Below are 15,205 nucleotides of genomic sequence, written 5' to 3'. Positions count from 1 at the left end.
GATGACGAACTCCGCTCACACCGTCACGCGTTTCGCCGCCCGCTTCGCGACGCCATCACTTCGCTGGCTCGCCCTCCTGGGCTTGTGCGCCGCCTATCTGCAGGGCGGCGTCAACAAGACGACAGACTTCGCTTCGGCCATCGCCGAAATGCGGCACTTCGGCCTCTCGCCGGAGGTGCCTTTCGCGATCGCTGTGATCGCGCTCGAACTCGTCGCCTCGGTCATGATCCTCACCGGTTTCGGACGCTGGATCGGCGCGCTGGCGCTTGCCAGCTTCACCCTCATGGCCACTTTCGTGGCACTGCGCTTTTGGGAACTGGAGCCGCCGGCGCGCTTGATGGCGGCCAACAGCTTCTTCGAGCATCTCGGCCTTGTCGGCGGCTTCCTGCTCGTCGCCTGGCATGATCTGCGTGAGCGCGTGCCGAACGGCCGGCCGTCATGAGCGAGTCCGCACCCAAGCCCGCCGACGCGGAAGCCGGCGCTTTCTCGCCGCTGAAGCAGCCCGTCTTCGCCGTCCTCTGGGCTGCGACCGTTCTCGGCAACACCGGCAGCTTCGTGCGCGACGTCGCCAGCGCCTGGCTGGTGACGGACCTCTCGGCTTCACCGGCCGCCATCGCCATGGTCCAGGCGGCGGGCACGCTACCGATCTTCCTGCTCGCGATTCCTGCCGGCGTCCTTTCGGACATTCTCGACCGCCGCAAATTCCTGATCGCGATCCAGCTGCTGCTGGCGGCCGTCAGCATCGGCCTGATGACGCTGTCGCATCTCGGCCTGCTGACCGTCAGCGCGATCGTCGCCCTGACCTTCGTCGGCGGGATCGGTGCCGCGCTGATGGGCCCGACCTGGCAGGCGATCGTGCCCGAACTCGTGCCGCGTTCTGACGTCAAAAACGCGGTCGCGCTGAACTCGCTCGGCATCAACATCGCCCGCTCGATCGGCCCCGCCGCAGGCGGCCTGCTTCTGGCGGCGTTCGGGGCCGCCGTCACCTATGGCGCGGACGTCCTGAGCTATGTCTTCGTCATCGCGGCGCTGCTTTGGTGGCCCCGCGCCAAGGGAGCCGACGATGCCCTGTCGGAGCGCTTCGCCGGCGCTTTCCGCGCCGGGTTACGCTACACGCGGGCAAGCCATGATCTGCATGTCGTGCTCTTGCGCGCAGCGGTCTTCTTCGCCTGCGCCAGCGCGGTCTGGGCGTTGCTTCCGCTGGTCGCACGCGGGCTTCTCGGCGGCGATGCGCGCTTCTACGGCATCATGCTCGGCTGCGTCGGGGCTGGCGCGATCGGCGGCGCGCTGACTCTGCCAACACTGCGCAAGCGCCTGGATGCCGACCAATTTCTGCTCGGCGTCGCGATCGTCACGGCGCTGGTGATGGCGGCGCTGGCGCTGGCTCCGCCGAAGCCTATTGCACTGGCGGTCCTGCTGCTGCTCGGCGCGGCCTGGATCGTCGCGCTGACGACGCTGAACGGCGCCGCCCAGGCGATCCTGCCGAACTGGGTGCGCGGGCGGGCTCTGGCCGTTTATCTGACCGTCTTCAACGGCGCGATGACTGCCGGCAGCCTGTGCTGGGGCCTCGTCGCGCAGGAACTCGGCGTGCCGACGACTCTGATTGTCGGGGCCGGCTGTCTGCTCATCGCAGGTGTCCTCTTCCATCGGGTCAAGCTGCCCAGGGACGAAGCTGACCTGGTCGCCTCCAACCATTGGCCCGAGCCGCTGACGACGGAGCCCGTCGCACATGATCGCGGCCCGGTCCTGATCCTGATCGAATACCGCGTCGCCAAGGCTGACCGGGCGGCATTTCTGCAAGCCCTCGACCGCCTCTCCGCGGAACGACGCCGCGACGGAGCATATGGCTGGGGCGTCACCGAGGACGCAGCCGATCCCGATGCCATCGTCGAGTGGTTCATGGTCGAATCCTGGGCCGAGCATCTGCGCCAGCACAAGCGTGTCTCGAAGGCCGACGCCGATCTCCAGCACGAGACGATCCGGTTCCACATCGGTCCAGAAAAGCCGGTCGTGCGGCACTTCCTGACGATCGATCTGAGGCCATCGACGCTCGGCGAGGTGAGGTGAGGTGAGGTGAGGCGGCCCGGCGTCGCCATTGCCTTTGCAGCAGGCTGGCTCGCCAGCTCCAGCGCGGCGCTCTCACAGGCTAACACGCCCTGCAATCCGGACAGCAAGACGAACGGTGTCGTCTGCAACGAGGCGAACGCCGACCGGTTCGCGGCGCTGAAAGACATTCCTCTGTCGCGTGCCGGATCGGTCACTTTGAGCCTGGGCGGGCAATTGCAGATCCGCCCCGAATTCTCCCGGCAGCCGGTCTTCGGACTTGCGGCGCCGGCCCACAACAACGGGCTGTTGATCCGGTCATTCCTGTCAACCGATCTGAAGCTCGGCCCCCATATCCGCGGCTTCGTCGAGTTCGTCAGCGGCCAAGCTCCGATCTGGACGGTGACACCCCCGGGCACCCAACTCGACCGGCTGGATATCCTGCAAGGCTATGGCGGGCTGAGTCTGCCCACCGCGGGCAGCAACGTCATGGTCCGCGGCGGCCGCCAGGAAATGAGCTTTGGCTCGCCTCGCCTCGTCTCGGTTCGCGAAAGCCCGAATGTGCGTCGCGCCTTCGACGGCGTCCGCGCCGCCTGGATCGCCGATCCCGATAGACGCATCGATGTTTTCTGGTCCGGCCGGTCGTGCCGATGGCTGGCCTATTCGAAGACCAGTCCGACCCGACGCAGGCCTTCTGGGGCCTGTACGCGACTTCGCCAGTCCCCGGTGCGCCTGTGTTGAAGGCCGACATTTACTATCTGGGGATCACGCGCGAGAATGCCCGCTTCGCGCAAGGCACGGCCGATGAACGCCGCCATACCCTCGGCAGCCGGCTCTTCGGCAAGGCGTCTGGCTTCGACTGGAACGTCGAAGGGGCGGTCCAGTTCGGCAGCTTCGGCCGGGCGGATATCCGCGCCTGGACCGCCTCGTCCGAGCTTGGCTATAGCTTTTCGAATCTGCCGTTCGCGCCGCGCATAGGGCTCAACGCCGATGCCATCAGCGGCGACGGTAATCTGCGCGACGGCAGGCTCGGCACCTTCAATCCGCTCTTCCCCAAGTTGCCGTATTTCTCCAAGGCGAACCTCGTCGGGCCAGCGAACCTGGTCGACATCCAGCCCAACATAGCGCTGACCGTGCTGCCGAAGGTCAAGTTGACCGTCGGCCGGAACCCACTCTGGAAGCAGAGCAAGGCCGACGGCTTCTACGGGCCGGCGGTCACGCCGGTTGCCCGAACCGCTGGTGGAGCCGGCTTGTACCTCGGCCAGCAGATCTCGACGACGTTGGAATGGAGCCCGACCGAGCATGTTACGTTGGGCGGAACCTTCGTCAGTTATAAGCCGGGCGAGCGCATCAAGCAGGCGGGCGGCGTCGCCGGCTCCTTCGCCGCTGGCTGGGCGACCGTGACATTCTAAAACTCGCCTTAAGGGCCCGGCGGAGTCCCACAATCTGTCGGCCGTGACGCGCCACTTCCGGACGTTGACGCTGTGCCAAAGCTGACCTCTGATGGCCCCTCAATGTAGCATCACGTCTATCTCCATCATGGGAACGTGGTGCTGGCAGCCGTACATGTCACCGTCGCCCGCCGTGCCTTGGGCGCGCGGGCGCTTAATCGTGATTTTGATGGCGTTTGCCATATCGATCTCGAAGAATGATGAAATCTGCGAGACTTCAATGCCATACGCTCGTGCAACGGCGGCCGGATTGATCGCCCCCGTGGCGCGGACTGCCTCGTAGCGTGATTTGTCCTTGAACAGGATGTCGAAGGTGATGCGATAGGGACCCGCATTCTTGCTGCGGACGATGTCGGCAACGTCCTTGAGCTTGTGGACTGTCATCTCAAAGGTCCTCATAGGTGATGGGGAACAGTTCCGTCGGCGTCTCAACCTTCATCAGGTGATAGGCGCTGAATTCGTAGACCGGGCCGAGATCCAGGTCCGACGGCGAATAGGGGAAGGCCAGGTTGCCGGAGGTGTTGATCACCCCGGGGTAATGATAGTGCAGCATCGCGCCGCTGATCTGGTGGCAGGCCGCGTGAGCGAGTTCCTGGTCCGCGGCGGTCACCTCGATCACCAGCCCGACCTCGCGCTGCGGTGCGGTTTCCTGCTCCAACTCCTTCATTACGCCGTTGGCGCCATAGACATGGAAGACGACCGTGATCGGCGAAGGCGCGAAATAGGCGATCGCCTTCTGCTTAACGTCAGCGAGGATGGAATCGAGCGCCTTCACGGTCGTTGGGCAGCGGATGCCGGCGATCGCGATCGAGCGGTAACCAGCGAGCTTAGCGCCCTCGAGCTTGACGTAATACTCGGCCGTCTGGGTCAGCGTCGCTCCACGGACGCGGACCTGCCGTTCGCCGAGTTGTTCGAAGGAGCAGGCCGACAGGTCGATCTCGTGGCCCGGGCCGGATTGCTTGAAAGGATTCTCTCGCTCGTACAGCGAATGTGCCGCGACGGACTTCACCGAGGCGCGACGGCCGGTGCTGCCCGGCTCCAGAACGAAGCCTTCGCCATCCAGCGTGCCGAGCATCACATCCATGGCGAAGGGCTCGGCGGAAAACGCGCCACATTCGAGGATCTTGCCCATATGAATGGCCAGCGCCGGGTCGGCGCCTCGCCAGATGGGAAAGGAAGCGATCACGGAATCGTCGCAGGCCCGGCCGGCGATGATGACGTCGGCCCCGCCGTCCAGCGCAGCGCAGATCGGCTCATGGCCCATCTGCGCGACGAGCGTCACCGTCTGGTCGAGCAACGCCCCCGTCAGCGGCGTTCCGGCCTCGAAATCGATGATCTCGCCGGCCGCGACGGCACGCTTCGCGCGCGCGACGGGAATGTCCGAGTGGATCGTCGCAAGCCTGAAGGTGAGGCGCAGTTCGTCCGCGATCTCGCGGACCAGAGTTGCCGTCCGGTCGACCTGCACGCCCGATCCCGCACCGCCGGCACTGCCGACGATCACCGGTATCCCGGCCGCGCGGCCCGCCGTGATCAAAGCCGTCAGTTCGCGCTTGATGCTGACATCCGAGACGAGCGGCTTGCCGGAGCCGAGATAATGCGGCCCGGGATCTGTCGAGCCGGCATCAACGGCGATGACCGCGGGTCCCAGAGACATGCCTCGCTTAAGCGCCTCCTCGCCGAAGCCATAACCGAGCGTGCCGGTGGGCGTGAGGACCGTGATGGCGTTCATGATCGACCTTCGGGCAGGAGATTTCGACTATCGTCGCTCTGCCTGAATTGGAGCGGAGACATGGACACTGGGTCAAATCGCTTTCCAAGGCCCAGCCATAACCACAGGCAATGGCCGAGCGTCAGGCGATGTCCCCGATCGACACGGCGAGCTCCGTAAGCCTGCGCGAGAGCGCCTCGCGGACATGAGAAATCATCGCTTGGGTCGCAAGCGAGGGCTCCCGGAAACTCGGCAGTATAACCCAGATGTCGTATGCGACGGCGGGGCGGAAGGGACGCACTGTCAATTGCTCAGGTCCAAAGCCGGCTGCGCTCAACGGGTCAACCACCGCAACGCCGACTCCGGCCGCGACGAAGGAGCAGCAGCTATCGGTGAGTTGGGCCTTGAGTACGACATTGCGAACGGACCCACTCGCTGCGAACGCCTGGTCCACTTGAAGCTGCGCCCGGTCTTCTTCAAGCATCGCCACAAAGCGTTCGCCGTCTAGATCGGCGGCTGCGATCGCCGTTCGCCCGGCAAGCCGGTGCCCGGGCGGCAGAACGCAGACCGCCTGCATCGTGCAGAGCTTTTCGTAGCGTAGCCCCGGGCGCTCGCTAGCGACCATGCCGAATCCGAGATCGACGCCCTGCGTCGCGACCGCATCGAGAAGCAGCCATGAATTGCGGCTCGCCATCTCGATGCGCAAGGACGGGCGATCCGACATGAAGCGGGCCAGGATCGGCGGCAGGATGCGGACGGCGAGCGAGGGAAAGGTGACTAGCTTGATCTCGCCGTGGTCCAGCCGCCCGATCGCCTCCGCGCGCGCAGCTACCGACGCGACGCCCAGAAAGACGCGCTGCACTTCGTCATGAAGCATCTTCCCTTCGGCGGTTAGAAGGACGCCGTTGCGCTGCCGGATGAACAGCGGAAAGCCGCACCTTCGCTCCAGCAGGAAGATCAGCTTGCTAACGGCCGGCTGCGTCAGCCCAAGCTGCTGCCCGGCTCGGGTGAAGCTGCCGAGTTCCACGACAGCCCTGAAGGCCTCCAACTGCCGGATGTTCATGACCTGCCGCCCGCGCGTGGTCTCGCGGCGGCCGCGAGTTCCGTGGCGAAGGCCTCAATCTGCTCGCGCAAATGGGCAACGAAACCATCGACCAGGTTGAATGGCCGCGACGCTTTGGGTCGGATCAGCCAGATGTCGAAATAGACCGGCGGCTCGAACGATCGGATCGCGACCCTGGCGTCATCATTGTTGTGAGCGCTGATCGGATCGACCACCGCGACGCCCGCATTGGCTGCCACGAAGGAGAAGGCGGTCTCCGACTGGCCGGCCTCGATCCGCGAGCGGCGCGCTACCTTTTCCTCGTCGAAGACGCGGTCAATGATCAACCGCGAGTGATCCTGGGGGCCGAGCGAGACGAAATCCTCACCCGCGAGATCGGCTGCATGGATCACCGACTTGTGGGCAAGCCGGTGCGAGGACGGCAGGATGCAAAGGCCGCGCAGGCGCTGCAGATGCTCGCTTTCGACCTCGGTGCGATCTCCTGGCAGGAAGCTCAGCCCGATATCCACGTGTTGCGCCGCCACCGCGTCGATCAGGCTGCGCGACCGCATGCTCTCCAGCCGGAAGCTGGTCTCGGGATGCGCCTGGCAGAACCTCCAGACGATGTCGGGCACGACCTTGCGCGCGATCGCCGGGAAGGCGGCGAGGCTGAGCGCGCCCCAGCTCTGCTCGCGCAGCGCTGTCGCCACGCGCGCGATCTGTCCCACGCCGACGAACATTCGCTGGACCTCGTTGTAAAGCGCCTCGGCCTCGCGCGTCGGCGCGATTTTGCTCCCTTGTCGATCGAACAGGCGAAACCCGCAGCCGCGCTCGAACTGCGCGATCAACTGGCTGACGGCCGGTTGCGATATGCTCATGCGCTCGCCGGCGCGCGTGACGCTGCCGGTCGCCATAACGGCCTGGAACGCTTCGATCTGGCGGACGTTCATGCCTTGCGCCTCATAAGCCATACTTATTCTGATCGCGTGATTATCTATTGGAAAATTATGTGGGGCAAGGCGAAGCTGATAGACAAGCGCCGACCTGTGCGACATCTGCCGGGTTCAGGAGCGCCGATAAAAAGGGGATCTCGTCATGCCGGTTTTCACCAGGACACTCGCTGCCCTCTCCCTCGTCGCCGCCGGCCTGCTGGCGGGCGTGGCCCATGCCGACCAGCTCGATCGCGTCAAGCAGCGTGGCAAGCTCGTCGTGGGTATCCGCAACGACTACAACCCCTTCGGCTATCTCGACGCCAAGGGCCAGAACACGGGTTTCGAGGTGGATCTCGCCCGCTCGGTGGCGAAGGAACTGTTCGGATCCGAGGCCGCCATCGAAATGGTCCCGGTCGTCGCCTCGAACCGGATCGAACTGCTCAACGCCGGCCGTATCGACGTGATCTTCGCGACGCTCGGAAAGACCGCCGACCGCGGCAAGGTGATCGATTTCACCGAGGAATATTACTCTATGGCCGGCATGGTTCTGCTGGCGCCGAAGGAAGCGACCTACAAGGCTTGGGAAGACATCCGCGGCAAGAAGATCTGCGGCAGCCAGGGCAATCTCTACAACCGCACGCTAAGCGAGAAATGGGGCGCCGAACTCGTGCTTTTCGCCGGCACGGCAGAGATCTACAACGCCTTCCAGACCGGGCGCTGCGACGCCATCGCCTATGACGGGCCCAACCTGAACACGAAGGTCACGGAAGACGGTTGGAAAGATAAGTACAAGATTGCGCTCGACGCCTTCGAGTTCATCCCGATCGCCGGCGGCGTCCGCAAGGGCGAGCCTGCCTTCCTCGGCGCCGTCAACAGCGCCATCCTGAAGGCGGAAGCGGCGGGCACAATGGTTTCGGGCGAGGCCAAGTACAGCCTCGGCACCAGCGAATATGTCACCAAGCGCGCGCAGGACGCCAAGGCCAAGGTCAAGTAAGGCTGCGAAGGCTTCGCCTGCGGGCCTCGTGCCCGCTTGCGGCTCCTGCGAGGACGCAACGCTCATGCATGCCAAGACAGTCGACCGGCAGGCAGGCTCCAGCCTTGCCGGCCGGGCCCTAAACCTGCTCGACTTCGAAAGGCGCGCCGGCAAGGTCCTGCCGCCCGCTCTGCACCACTATGTGGCCAGTTATTCGGAGGACGGCGAGAGCCACCGGCGCAATCTGCGGAGCTTTCGGATGCGTGCCTTCGTGCCGCGCGTGATGGTCGACGTGTCGCAGCGCTCGGCCGCGACCTCGCTGATGGGCGCACATTATCCGTATCCCTTCGGCATTGCCCCGATGGGCTTCTGCCGCCTCGTCGCGGCCGATGGCGACGTCGTGCTGGCGCGGGCCGCAGCCAAGGCAGGTTTACCCTGCATCCTCAGCGGCGCCTCCCTGACCCCGATGGAAGCGGTCCGTACCGCGGGACCGACAAGCTGGTTCCAAGCCTATATTCCCGGCGAGGACGATCGCATCGGCGCGCTTGTCGATCGCGTAGAGGCCGCGGGTTTTGACACGCTGGTGATCACCGCCGACACCGCCGTCTTCGGCCAGCATGAAGTCGCGGCGCGACACGGCTTCCGCTCGCCGGTGACCTTCGGTCCGGCCATGGCTTGGCAGGGGCTGTCGCATCCGCGCTGGCTTTGGCAGGTCTTGGGACGCGACGGCTTTGCCGGTACCCGGCTGCGCTTCGAGAATGCCGACGCCACGCCCGGCCCGCCGGTGTTCTCCTCGACGCTGGTGCGCGACATCGGCCGCCGCGATGCGCTTTCCTGGCGCCATTTCGAACAGGTCAGGCGGCGCTGGAGTGGCAAGCTGGTCGTCAAAGGCATCATGGCGCCTGCCGATGCCGCGATCGCCCAGGCCAGCGGCGCCGACGGCATCATCGTCTCCAGCCATGGCGGCCGCCAGATCGATTGTGCCGTCAGTGGGCTTGATGCCCTGGAGGCGATCGCGGCGAAGGGCTTGAGCCTCGCGCTCATGTATGATGGTGGCATCCGCCGCGGTTCCGACGTCCTGAAGGCGGTCAGGCTCGGCGCCGATTTCGTTTTCGTCGGCCGTCCCATGCTGCAGGCGGCGGCCGTGGCCGGCGAAGACGGCGTCGCTCATGCGCTCACGCTGCTTGCGCATGAAGTCAGCACGACGATGGGCCTTCTCGGCGTGAACACGCTGGCCGAACTGAAGGAGATCTCGCTGGAGCGCGACCAGGAGCGTCCGGCATGAACCTCGACTTCGCCTGGCTGAGCGACCCGCTCTATCAGCAATGGCTTGTCCGTGGCATCGGCAACACCGTGCTGATGAGCCTGCTCGGCATCGTCATGATGTTCGCGGTCGGCATCGCCGGCGCCATCTGCATGCATTTTCGGCTGCCGGTGCTGGAGACGCTGACGACCATCCTGGTCGAGCTGTTTCGCAACACGCCGCCGCTGGTGCAGCTCTTCTTCCTCTATTTCATGCTGTCCGAGATCGGCCTGAACCTGACCGACGCCGTCACGGGCCGTGCCGTGCCACTCTTCACCGGCTTCACCTGCGTGGTGCTGTCGTTGGGGCTGTATAATGGCGCCATCGCTGTCGAGATCATCCGCTCGGGCCTGCTCGCCGTGCCGAGCCAGACGGTCGAGGGCGCCCGCTCCCTGGGCTATTCGCGGATGAAGACCTTCCGCCATGTCGAATTGCCGATCGGACTGCGGCTCAGCGTGCCGGCGATGACCAACAACATCGTCAGCCTGATCAAGACCTCGTCGCAGGCCGCGCTCGTGGCGGTGGCCGACATCATGTACGGCGCCACGCAGATCATGGTCGAAACCTTCCGCAATCTCGAGGTCATGCTGCTGATCTGGGCAATCTACGTGCTCCTGGCGAGCTTCGCGGTCGTGGTGATCCGCCGCGTCGCGGTGATCTTTCGAATGCCCGGCTACGGCACGAGCCTGTCATGAACAGCGAGCTCAAAGCCTTCATCTTCGGGATGATCGGCGTCAGTACCGTGCTCGCGGCGCTTCTCGTGCTGGTCTATCGCGGCGAGACCGGGCCGATCGTCGCGGCGCTTGCCTCGCGCTCCCCACTGCTTTTGACAGGCAGTCCGGACTTCAGCCGGTTCGACGGCGGATTCGCCGCCAACATCCTGATCAGCCTGTGGGCGATGCTCCTGGCCGGCATCGCCGGCATCGCGCTGGGCATCGCACTGATCGCGCAGAGCGCGCTCGTTCGGACACCGGCCGTGCTGGTGATGAACGTCCTGCGCAACTCGCCCTGGCTCGTCGTGCTCTACGCGATGCTCTATCTACTGCCGTTCTAGATCGATGCCTTCGGCAGGACCTGGTTCCTGTCGCCGACGGTCAAGGCGACCATTGGCCTGGCCTTTCCGGTCACGGCCAATATCGCAGAGGTGTTCCGCGGCGGCATCGAGGCGATCCCGAGCGGCCAGTGGGAATCGGCACGCTCGCTCGGTTATCGCCGGCTGCAAATCCTGCGGCACGTCATCGTGCCGCAGGCGCTGCCTCTAATGACGCCGAACCTGATGACAACCTACGCGATGCTGTTCATCGGCTCGAGCCTCGTGGTCGTCACCGGCGCGGAGGACGTCTTGTCCGTCGCACGCACGGTCATCGGCAGCGACGGCGCGCATCTCGCCACGGCGGTCTACATCTACGTCCTGTTCCTGTTCTTCGTCTTCGCCTTCCCCATCGCCATCTTCACGCGCTGGCTGGAGCGTCGCGTGCGAGTGCCGACATGAGCCAACAGAAATCCACGACGCCGCTGATCTCGCTCAAGGATGTGCACAAATCCTTCGGCGCCTTTCCCGTGCTGAACGGCGTCTCTTTCGATGTCCGCGATGGCGGCGTCGTCTGCATCATCGGGCCGTCGGGCTCCGGCAAGTCGACGATCCTGCGCTGTATTAACGGCCTGACGCCGATCAATGCCGGCACGATCCGCGTCGGCGAGTTCGCGGTGGAGACGCTGAAGAGCGACAAGGCGCTGATTCCGCTGCGCCGCCGGGTCTCGATGGTGTTCCAGCAGTATAATCTCTTTCCCCACCGCACCGTCCTGGAAAACCTCTGCATGGCGCCGGTGCAGGTGCTCGGCGAGAAGCCGGCACCCGTAAGAGAGCGCGCGCTCGCGCTGCTCGCCAAGGTGCGGCTCACCGGCAAGGAGGGCGCCTATCCCGGCGAACTCTCGGGCGGCCAGCAGCAGCGGGTCGCGATCGCGCGGGCTCTGGCCATGCAGCCGAGCGTGATCCTGTTCGACGAGGTCACCGCCGCGCTTGATCCGGAAATGGTCAGCGAGGTGTTGGGCGTGATCCGCGATCTCGCGCGCGACGGCATGACCTGCGTGCTCGTGACCCATGAGATGCGCTTCGCCGAGGAAGTCGCCGACGAGGTCTTCTTCACCGATCGCGGCGTCATCGTCGAACACGGCCCGCCTAAGCAACTGTTCCACGCCCCTGCCGATGCGCGGTTGAAGGGCTTTCTGGAGAAGGTGTTGTGACCGGCATTTCCCAAGGACAGACTGCAATGACGCCTTTGAAGATCCTGGTGCCCGACGCCCATCTGCGCGACCTCGACGTCGAGCGCGGCGTCTCCGGCCACCGGCTCGACTACATCGTCTACGACGAGACCGACCCTGCCGCGATCCCCGACGAGAACTGGCGCTCCTGCGATGCACTGCTCGTCTGGCACCGGATGAAGATCACCGCCGATGTGGTGGCCAAGCTCGAGCGCTGCCGCCTGATCGTGCGGGTCGGCGTCGGCTACGACAACGTCGACGGGGCCGCCTGCAGGAAGAAGGGGATCCCGCTCTCCAACGTGCCTAACTACGGTACCACCGAGGTCGCCGACCACGCGCTGGCGATGCTGCTCTATCTGACGCGCGGGCTCGGCACCTATGAAAAGCGGCTCAAGGCCGATCTCGTGACCGGCTTCCTGGCCGAGGACGCACCTGTCGTCCGGCGCATCCGCGGCGCGACCTTCGGGGCGATCGGCATGGGCCGCATCGGCACGGCGATCGCGCGCCGTGCGGCCGGCTTCGACATGAGGGTGATCTATGTCGATCCATCTCTGCCCGAGGGGCACGAACTCGGGCTCGGCATCGAGCGCGTGCGCACGCAGGCGGAACTGCTCCAACGCTCCGACATCGTCAGCCTGCACGTTCCGCTTTCCGATGCGACGCGCAACATCATCGGAGCGCCCGAACTGGCGCAGATGAAGCCGGGCTCGATCCTGATCAACGTCGCGCGCGGCGGTCTGGTCGATGTCGATGCGCTGCACGACGCCCTGAAGAGCGGCCATCTCGCCGCGGCCGGGCTCGACGTCTTCCCCAAGGAGCCGCCCGTGCCGGCGCCGGCTCTGCTCGAAGCCTGGCGCGCTGAGGCACCATGGCTCGCTGGCCGCTTCGTCGCCAGCCCCCATGCCGCCTTCTACTCGGAGGCCGGCTATCTCGACATGCGAACCTTCTCGGCCGAGATCCTGCTGGAATTCCTGTTCCACGGGCGCCTGCGAAACAATGTCAATCCTGGTTGGGACGCAAAGGCGGCCTGATCTTTCCGACTTTCCCTGAGTATGAATCGCAACAAGGCGAAGAAGATGGCTTTTAAGCAAAACCACGTCGAATTTAGGCCTCTCGACACTGCCGAACTCGACGCGTGGCGAGCGATCCCCCCCGCCGTCGCATCCGATTGTATGAATCGGACGCAGGTTATGAGAGCGGCCATCAAGCCAATTTCACCTGGCCTCAGAATTTGCGGACAGGCGCGCACGGTCACAGTAATGGCGGGCGATTGCGGGCCGATCTGCTCCCTGATTAGCATCACACGCCCCGGAGAGGTTTTGGTGGTGGATGCCGGGGGGGTCGCAGACACCGCTGTCTGGGGCGGAGTGATGACCGAGGAGGCTGTGCACCGCAATCTTGGCGGAGCGGTCATCGATGGTGCCGTGCGCGACGTGGCGGACATGCGCAGGTCCGGCTTCGCGATGTTCTGCAGCTCGATTGTGCCGCGCGGGCCGCATCATGGATTCGGTGGCGACATCGACGGAACGGTCGCAGTCGCCGGCGTCCCAGTCCGGAGCGGTGATATCGTTCTGGGCGACGATGACGGCGTCGTGGTGGTTCCCCTGGACCAGGCTGCAGCCGTGCTAGCCGCGGCACAGGCCCATCTGATCAAAGAGGAAGGCTGGGTCTCCGCCATCCGCCGCGGCATCTCCATCCCCGAAATGTTTGCTCTTCCGACAGCGAGTTGAGTCTAGGTTGCCAGGCGAGAAGGTCATGGAGAGTTGACTGTCACTGGCAGGCGACGAGTATTATGCGCCGATACCGTTGAAAAAGTCGGCTTGGATCGGGTTGTTGCCTCGTTCCAGATTTGGCTGATCGAAGCTCGCTCTCTTATGCGGGCCTGATCTGCGGCCCGTTTTGCAGGAGCTTGGCGAGCTTCCTGAGGTTCTGGGCTGCTGCGGCGAGATGGAACTCGTCTCTGGCGCCGTTGGGTCCGCGTAGGCGCAGCCGGTCGAGCCTCAGGATGCGCTTGAGATGGGCGAAGAGCATCTCGACCTTCTTCCGCTCTCGCCGCGAGACGACATAGGCGTCGGTCTGCGCGATGTCCCTGGCCATGTCGCGGGCGCCCTCGTGGATCGAGCGCAGGATTTTGCGGGCCGGCGTGTTGGGGCAGCACTGCGGCTTCAGCGAGCAGGCGTCGCAGGCAAATTTGCTGGCGTGGTAGCGCATCAGCCCGTTCTCATCGACGAGCGGGCGCTCGGTTCGATAGACCTTCTGGCGCTGCCTCAGCTCCTTCCCGCCCGGGCAGATGTAGAGATCGCGGTCGTGGTCATAGCCGAAGTCGGAGCGGCTGAAGGTGCCGTCGCTGCGCTGGGATTTGTCGAAGACCGGGATATGCGGCTCGATCCCGCGCTCGTGCACCAGCCAGGCGAGGTTCTCGGCCGAGCCGTAGGCGCTGTCGGCGGCGAGCCTCTCGGGCCAGAGGCCGAAGCGTTCTTGCGTTCGATCGAGCATGATGCGGGTCGAGCCGACCTCGGCCTGGCGGATGGCACGGCTGGCCTCGACATCGACGATGACAGCGTGATCGAGGTCGATCAGATAGTTGGTGGCGTAAGCGAAGAAGGCGTGGCCCTTCAGGGCTCCGGTCCATTGCGCCGCCGGATCAGAGCGCGAGACGAACTTCGGCTTTGCCTCACTGGCTGCGCCCCAGGCGGCATTGTCGAGCGTGTCGAGATACTCGCGCACCGAGCGCCGTGTCCGGGCGAGATCGTCCCAATCGACCGGCTCGGACGCTTCGGCCGAGCGTTGCTTGTTCGCGTCGGCCTTGATCAGGCTGGCATCGACCGCGAAGCCTTCGCCGCCGACGAGGCCTTCCTCGATGCAGCGCCGAACCGTCGTCTCGAACAGCTCCCTCAAGAGATCGCTCTCACGGAAGCGACCATGCCGGTTCTTCGAGAAGGTCGAGTGATCAGGCACGTCGCCGTCGAGCCCGAGCCGACAGAACCAGCGATAGGCCAGATTGAGATGCACTTCCTCGCAAAGTCGCCGCTCCGAGCGGATGCCGAAGCAATAGCCGATGAGCAGCATCCGGATCATCAGCTCCGGATCGATCGAGGGCCGCCCCATCTCGCTGTAGAACGGTCGCAGATGCGCGCGGATATCCGAGAGATCAACGAAGCGATCGATGGCGCGCACCCAGTGACCGGCTGGCACATGACGCTCAAGGCTGAACTCGTAGAACAGAGCCTCTTGCGCCACCCGCCGTTCGCCCATCATCGCGCCGCCCTCCGACCAAGGACAACTGAATCAGGACTTCACGTCCCCAGCAATGCCGACTTTTTCAACGGTATCCGCCAATAGCCGCCGTTGAGCGAGCGGCGCTAAGCCGACGTTCGTTGGAGCGGCTAACCGGCGATTCATTAGATCCGCTAATTGGTCCTAGTGGGTTAAGGCGCCTAATCGAAGACTGCACGGGCCATTAGGTTCATCGGACGCTGTTAGCGACCGAG

General features: G+C 64.9%; 15 protein-coding genes and 1 pseudogene. 11 read left to right on the top strand and 5 right to left on the bottom strand.

Annotated elements, in window-relative coordinates; translation table 11 throughout:
* Position 1 precedes the first annotated feature (1 nt).
* The 3 genes and pseudogenes from C8D03_RS05000 to C8D03_RS27095 all read left to right on the top strand — a co-directional run bounded on the left by C8D03_RS05000 (position 2) and on the right by C8D03_RS27095 (position 3,455).
* Positions 2-442 (top strand): DoxX family protein, encoded by a 441-nt coding sequence (locus tag C8D03_RS05000; RefSeq protein ID WP_108045273.1) that lies wholly within the window; start codon positions 2-4, stop codon positions 440-442.
* Positions 439-2,067: an MFS transporter gene (locus C8D03_RS04995; protein WP_108045272.1), complete on the top strand. Its 1,629-nt coding sequence runs from the start codon at positions 439-441 to the stop codon at positions 2,065-2,067. The genes C8D03_RS05000 and C8D03_RS04995 overlap by 4 nt, the downstream gene beginning before the upstream one ends.
* Before the next feature lie 6 nt (positions 2,068-2,073).
* Positions 2,074-3,455: pseudogene (locus tag C8D03_RS27095) on the top strand (alginate export family protein).
* 99 nt (positions 3,456-3,554) lie between these two features.
* Here C8D03_RS27095 and C8D03_RS04980 read toward each other — a convergent pair.
* From C8D03_RS04980 to C8D03_RS04965, 4 genes are all read right to left on the bottom strand, one after another.
* Positions 3,555-3,878 (bottom strand): DUF4387 domain-containing protein, encoded by a 324-nt coding sequence (locus C8D03_RS04980; RefSeq protein ID WP_108051221.1) that lies wholly within the window; start codon positions 3,876-3,878, stop codon positions 3,555-3,557.
* 1 nt (position 3,879) lies between these two features.
* On the bottom strand, positions 3,880-5,223 hold the full coding sequence (locus tag C8D03_RS04975; RefSeq protein WP_108045269.1) for an acyclic terpene utilization AtuA family protein: 1,344 nt from the start codon (positions 5,221-5,223) through the stop codon (positions 3,880-3,882).
* A 121-nt stretch (positions 5,224-5,344) separates the two neighbouring features.
* Positions 5,345-6,265: a LysR family transcriptional regulator gene (locus C8D03_RS04970; protein WP_108045268.1), complete on the bottom strand. Its 921-nt coding sequence runs from the start codon at positions 6,263-6,265 to the stop codon at positions 5,345-5,347.
* The gene (locus tag C8D03_RS04965) at positions 6,262-7,194 is read right to left on the bottom strand and encodes a LysR substrate-binding domain-containing protein (RefSeq protein ID WP_108051219.1); all 933 of its coding nucleotides are present in this window, start codon (positions 7,192-7,194) and stop codon (positions 6,262-6,264) included. The genes C8D03_RS04970 and C8D03_RS04965 overlap by 4 nt, the downstream gene beginning before the upstream one ends.
* 145 nt (positions 7,195-7,339) lie before the next feature.
* Between C8D03_RS04965 and C8D03_RS04960 the strand changes: the two genes are divergently transcribed.
* From C8D03_RS04960 to C8D03_RS04930, 8 genes are all read left to right on the top strand, one after another.
* Positions 7,340-8,170 (top strand): transporter substrate-binding domain-containing protein, encoded by an 831-nt coding sequence (locus C8D03_RS04960; RefSeq protein ID WP_108045267.1) that lies wholly within the window; start codon positions 7,340-7,342, stop codon positions 8,168-8,170.
* A gap of 64 nt (positions 8,171-8,234) precedes the next feature.
* The gene (locus C8D03_RS04955) at positions 8,235-9,434 is read left to right on the top strand and encodes an alpha-hydroxy acid oxidase (protein ID WP_108045266.1); all 1,200 of its coding nucleotides are present in this window, start codon (positions 8,235-8,237) and stop codon (positions 9,432-9,434) included.
* Positions 9,431-10,147, top strand: coding sequence for an amino acid ABC transporter permease (locus tag C8D03_RS04950; RefSeq protein WP_108045265.1), 717 nt, complete (start codon positions 9,431-9,433; stop codon positions 10,145-10,147). The genes C8D03_RS04955 and C8D03_RS04950 overlap by 4 nt, the downstream gene beginning before the upstream one ends.
* A complete protein-coding gene (locus C8D03_RS26595; protein WP_210203891.1) occupies positions 10,144-10,506 on the top strand; it encodes an ABC transporter permease in 363 nt (120 codons plus the stop codon). The genes C8D03_RS04950 and C8D03_RS26595 overlap by 4 nt, the downstream gene beginning before the upstream one ends.
* Entirely contained in the window at positions 10,507-10,944 is a 438-nt protein-coding gene (locus C8D03_RS26590) for an ABC transporter permease subunit (RefSeq protein WP_210203971.1), read from the top strand.
* Positions 10,941-11,696 (top strand): amino acid ABC transporter ATP-binding protein, encoded by a 756-nt coding sequence (locus C8D03_RS04940; protein ID WP_108045264.1) that lies wholly within the window; start codon positions 10,941-10,943, stop codon positions 11,694-11,696. Before C8D03_RS26590 ends, C8D03_RS04940 begins: the two co-directional genes overlap by 4 nt.
* Before the next feature lie 26 nt (positions 11,697-11,722).
* Positions 11,723-12,745: a C-terminal binding protein gene (locus tag C8D03_RS04935; RefSeq protein ID WP_108045263.1), complete on the top strand. Its 1,023-nt coding sequence runs from the start codon at positions 11,723-11,725 to the stop codon at positions 12,743-12,745.
* Positions 12,746-12,766: 21 nt separating this feature from the next.
* A complete protein-coding gene (locus tag C8D03_RS04930) occupies positions 12,767-13,444 on the top strand; it encodes an RraA family protein (protein ID WP_210203890.1) in 678 nt (225 codons plus the stop codon).
* 142 nt (positions 13,445-13,586) lie between these two features.
* Here C8D03_RS04930 and C8D03_RS04925 read toward each other — a convergent pair whose 3' ends face one another.
* A complete protein-coding gene (locus C8D03_RS04925) occupies positions 13,587-14,972 on the bottom strand; it encodes an IS1182 family transposase (protein ID WP_108045262.1) in 1,386 nt (461 codons plus the stop codon).
* Positions 14,973-15,205 lie beyond the last annotated feature (233 nt).

Origin of the sequence: Bosea sp. 124, from assembly GCF_003046175.1 — a bacterium.
Lineage (GTDB): Bacteria > Pseudomonadota > Alphaproteobacteria > Rhizobiales > Beijerinckiaceae > Allobosea.
This window is presented reverse-complemented; position numbering and strand designations above follow the sequence as displayed.

Bases quoted from the DNA above. Each gene is read 5' to 3' on its own strand.
- C8D03_RS05000 (WP_108045273.1), top strand. From the start codon at position 2: ATGACGAACTCCGCTCACACCGTCACGCGTTTCGCCGCCCGCTTCGCG.
- C8D03_RS04995 (WP_108045272.1), top strand. From the start codon at position 439: ATGAGCGAGTCCGCACCCAAGCCCGCCGACGCGGAAGCCGGCGCTTTC.
- C8D03_RS04980 (WP_108051221.1), bottom strand. From the start codon at position 3,878: ATGACAGTCCACAAGCTCAAGGACGTTGCCGACATCGTCCGCAGCAAG.
- C8D03_RS04975 (WP_108045269.1), bottom strand. From the start codon at position 5,223: ATGAACGCCATCACGGTCCTCACGCCCACCGGCACGCTCGGTTATGGC.
- C8D03_RS04970 (WP_108045268.1), bottom strand. From the start codon at position 6,265: ATGAACATCCGGCAGTTGGAGGCCTTCAGGGCTGTCGTGGAACTCGGC.
- C8D03_RS04965 (WP_108051219.1), bottom strand. From the start codon at position 7,194: ATGAACGTCCGCCAGATCGAAGCGTTCCAGGCCGTTATGGCGACCGGC.
- C8D03_RS04960 (WP_108045267.1), top strand. From the start codon at position 7,340: ATGCCGGTTTTCACCAGGACACTCGCTGCCCTCTCCCTCGTCGCCGCC.
- C8D03_RS04955 (WP_108045266.1), top strand. From the start codon at position 8,235: ATGCATGCCAAGACAGTCGACCGGCAGGCAGGCTCCAGCCTTGCCGGC.
- C8D03_RS04950 (WP_108045265.1), top strand. From the start codon at position 9,431: ATGAACCTCGACTTCGCCTGGCTGAGCGACCCGCTCTATCAGCAATGG.
- C8D03_RS26595 (WP_210203891.1), top strand. From the start codon at position 10,144: ATGAACAGCGAGCTCAAAGCCTTCATCTTCGGGATGATCGGCGTCAGT.
- C8D03_RS04940 (WP_108045264.1), top strand. From the start codon at position 10,941: ATGAGCCAACAGAAATCCACGACGCCGCTGATCTCGCTCAAGGATGTG.
- C8D03_RS04935 (WP_108045263.1), top strand. From the start codon at position 11,723: ATGACGCCTTTGAAGATCCTGGTGCCCGACGCCCATCTGCGCGACCTC.
- C8D03_RS04930 (WP_210203890.1), top strand. From the start codon at position 12,767: ATGAATCGCAACAAGGCGAAGAAGATGGCTTTTAAGCAAAACCACGTC.
- C8D03_RS04925 (WP_108045262.1), bottom strand. From the start codon at position 14,972: ATGATGGGCGAACGGCGGGTGGCGCAAGAGGCTCTGTTCTACGAGTTC.